The sequence below is a fragment of the Mesorhizobium sp. M7A.F.Ca.CA.002.04.1.1 genome, assembly GCF_004022805.1.
GTDB classification, from domain to species: Bacteria; Pseudomonadota; Alphaproteobacteria; order Rhizobiales; family Rhizobiaceae; genus Mesorhizobium; species Mesorhizobium ciceri.
In genome coordinates, this window is the sequence record NZ_RZPL01000614.1 from 1 (window position 1) to 3,496 (window position 3,496).

Sequence of the window (3,496 nt, forward strand, 5' to 3'; positions counted from 1 at the left end):
TTTCTCCACTGTCCGAAGCGGCAACGGAGCATTCCGGGCATCGACAATCAAGCCGCTGACAACAGCTACTTGATCGATTCCAGCTTGGCGACGGCAGCGGTGAAGCCAGCCAGCGACACCGGGATGGTGACCGGCTTGCGGGTGACCGATTCCATGCCGATGTTCAGATTGGTCCCCGACTTCATGGCCTTGATGAGATCCGCCGACAGCGGCGTGGCGGCATAGGCGCCGTTCTGGTCGCTGGTCTGGATGGCAATCGTCGTCTTCTGGCCCTGGTCGATCTGGAAGGAGGCGCCGGACGGCAGGAACAGGCCGTGCGGCAGGGCAAGCAGCATGGCGAGGCTGCCATTGCCGTTGTCGCGGCGCACGGTCACGGTCAGCACGCGCTGCCCGGTCTTGGCCTCGGTCAGGTTCTGCGAAAGCTGGCACTGAAGCTCGGTGGTCGCCGAACCGCTGGAGCAGTTCATCGCCCACGGATTGGCATCGGCCGGTTTTGCATTGGTTTCAGCCGGCTTTGGCTGGGCCGGCTTGGCATCTTCGGCGAGGGCCGGGCCGGTGGCCAGAGCAAGCCACAGGGCGGCCAGCCCCGCGGCCATGCCAAGTAAATTAGATCTAGCTAAAGTAAATGTCATGTTGTTTTGCCGGATGCCTTGCATGTTTCCTCGCCGCGCCCGGTATTCTCCCGAGCATGGCTTGATACAACACCCGCGACTGTTCCGGAAGCCGAGCAGGAGGCAAGCAAGCCGGCGAAATTACTGTGGCTTTTCGGATACAACGAACAATATTGCAGGAGGCCCTCAGAAATCGAAGCGCCGGAGACTCGCTATACAATAGAATTCGAGTAAGATTTTACACGGGGTGCGTGCAGTCCCCGAAGGACTCGCCAGGGATGGGAACTACCGAGACGCCTCGGCAAGTTGGTGAGATGGCGGCGCGTGGGGAGGATTTCCGCGTGCACGCCGGCTATCGCCGTTCGCGAATCGCCAGGCATCTCTGGAAGACGACGGCACTGACGACGCTGGCGCTCGGCCTTTCAGGCATGGCCGCCTATGGCGATCCCAACGGGCTATGGCAGCCGCAGATCCGCGCCATCATCGGCGCCGACAACAATGGCGGCAACGGCGCGCTCGAAGGTTTCATCCCGCTCAAGCAGACGGCCGAATCCGTGCTGTTCCTGGATGTCCGGGCCAAGCACGATTTCAAGGATGGTTCCGGCCAGGATGTCGGCCTCGGCATTCGCCGCATCGTCAACCCGGACCTGATGATCGGCGGCTACGCCTATCTCAATCTCGAGAACTACAACTCCACCCAGTTCACCGCGGCCACGCTGGGCGCCGAGGCGATCACGCCTCATTTCGATGCGCATGTGAACGTCTATCTGCCGATCAAGGGTGATTCGACGGATCACTCGACCAGTTCGACCCTGTCGATGGTCAGCAACCAGCTGATCGAGCAGATCTCGGTCCTCGACCACCGCGATTACGCGGCATGGGGCATCGAGGGCGAGATCGGCGCGCAGGTGCCGGTCAACCTGCCCGACAAGCATTCGCTGCGGCTCGACATTGGCGTCTATCATTTCGAGGATCCGCATGGCGACGACGGCAGCGTCACGGGCGCCAAGGCCGGCTTCGAGTATACGATCGGCGATGTTTTCGGCAGCAACACGGAACTGGTCTTCGCCGGCGAGGTCCGCAACGACAATCGCGACGACACCCAGTTCGCCGGCAGTGTGCGGCTGAACATCCCGTTCAATCCCGGCAGCGGCTCGGACCACGCCGCCAATGGGGCCGACAGCGGGCCGGAGCCGGTCTATCCGGTCAGCGAAGGCCTGCGCAAGCGCGTCAACGAGCGCGTGCGTGGCGATATCGGCGTCCGCGTCCAGTCGCAGACGCTGACCGGCGGCTCGACGACGCGTGTCGCCATCAACGCCGCCACCAATGCCGCCTTCGGCAAGTTCTACTACGCCGATGGCGGCCTCGCCGGTGCCGGCACGCTGGCCGACCCGACGACGCTGGACGACGCCGTGACCAAGTCGGGTGCGAACGGTTTTGTCGTGGCACTCGGCGGCAACGGCAATCTGACGACTGGCGGGGTGACGCTTGCCAATGGACAGACCGTCATCGGCGGCGGCGAAAGCGTCACCGCAAGGCTTTTCGGCGGCGGCACCAGCACCTTCAACCTGGGCGGCAGCGACGGCACGATCCAGGGCACCAACGTCGCCAACCCCGTCTTTACGCTCGGCAACGGCAACACGCTCAGCGGTATCATCATCACCGGCGGCGGCGACGGCATCTTCGGCAACAACATCACCGGCGCGACGCTGACCAATGTGACGGTCACCGGTGCGGGCGGCAACGGCGCCGACTTCACGGGCAGTTCGACCGGCATCACCGACTCCAACTTCACCGCCACCGGCAACGGCCTCGACGGCCTGCACATCGACGGCGACGGCACCTACAATTTCACCGGCACGACGCTGCTGCAGGGCAATCTCGACGACGGTCTCGATATCACCGGCAAGGGCACCTACACCTTCGCCACCGTCAATGCGCAGGACAATACCGACCGCGGCATCACCGTGCAGGGCACGTCGACCGGAGGCACGTTCACCACCACCGGCGGCACCGTGTCAGGCAATGGCGGCACCGCCGTCTTCATCGATCCGATCACCGCCCATGTGGTGCTGGACTCGATCAGCCAGAGCGGCGGCACGTCGGGTGTCGTGCTGGAGAATGTCGCGGGCAACTTCACCGTCAACGGTGCGACGACGATCTCCAACACGACCGGACCGGCGATCGCCATTTCGGATTCGCCGGCGACGATCCGCTTCGGCGACATCAGCATCACCAACCCCGGCGCCGACGGCATCTCGTTTGCCGGCGTCAATGCGGCGGTGGTCGCCGGCAACATCGTCATCTCCGGACTGGGTGTCGGCACCGGCCTCGACTTCTCCGGATCCAAGACCAATTTCACCGCGCAGTCGCTCAGCATCACCGGCACCGGTGCTGCCGGCTCGATCGGCATCGATCTGACGTCGCCGAGCGTTGGCGGCGCGGTGATCATCATCACCGATGGCGGCGTCATCACCAATGTCGATACCGGCGTGCGGCTGGGCATTGCCGGCACGCCGGGCGCCACGGCCAACGCCGAATTTACCTTCGGCGGCAATTCCAGCTCCATCTCCGGCATCACCGCCTCGCTCGATGCGCGCGGGCTCAATGAGGGCAGCGGCCACTACGCTTTCGGCACGACCGCGTTTACCGGCCCGCAACTTTACGATCTGCGCAATTACATCTTCGTTGCGGCCGGGGCTTCGGGCGGCGGCACGTCGATCACCGACCTCGCCTCGATCGAATATGCCGACAGCATTACCGCCAGCGACGCCATCATTGTCCTGGTCAACCGCGGGACAATCGACGACGCCACCGGCTTCTCGCTGAGCGACGGACAGGAACTGGCCTCGTTCGGCAACGACCGCGCGTTCTCGCTCGGCGGG

At 64.1% G+C, this 3,496-nt stretch carries 2 protein-coding genes; one reads left to right on the forward strand and one right to left on the reverse strand.

Translation table 11 applies throughout. The annotated features are described in order from the left end of the window. Nucleotides 1-65: 65 nt before the first annotated feature. Nucleotides 66-596, reverse strand: coding sequence for an invasion associated locus B family protein (locus ENZ75_RS25320; protein WP_244514247.1), 531 nt, complete (start codon nt 594-596; stop codon nt 66-68). Nucleotides 597-925: 329 nt separating this feature from the next. On the opposite strand from ENZ75_RS25320, the gene ENZ75_RS25325 reads away from it, so the two are divergent. Then, a partial coding sequence (locus ENZ75_RS25325; protein ID WP_245481226.1) for an inverse autotransporter beta domain-containing protein occupies nt 926-3,496 on the forward strand: 2,571 nt, incomplete at its 3' end.

Bases quoted from the DNA above. Each gene is read 5' to 3' on its own strand.
- ENZ75_RS25320 (WP_244514247.1), bottom strand. From the start codon at position 596: ATGGCCGCGGGGCTGGCCGCCCTGTGGCTTGCTCTGGCCACCGGCCCG.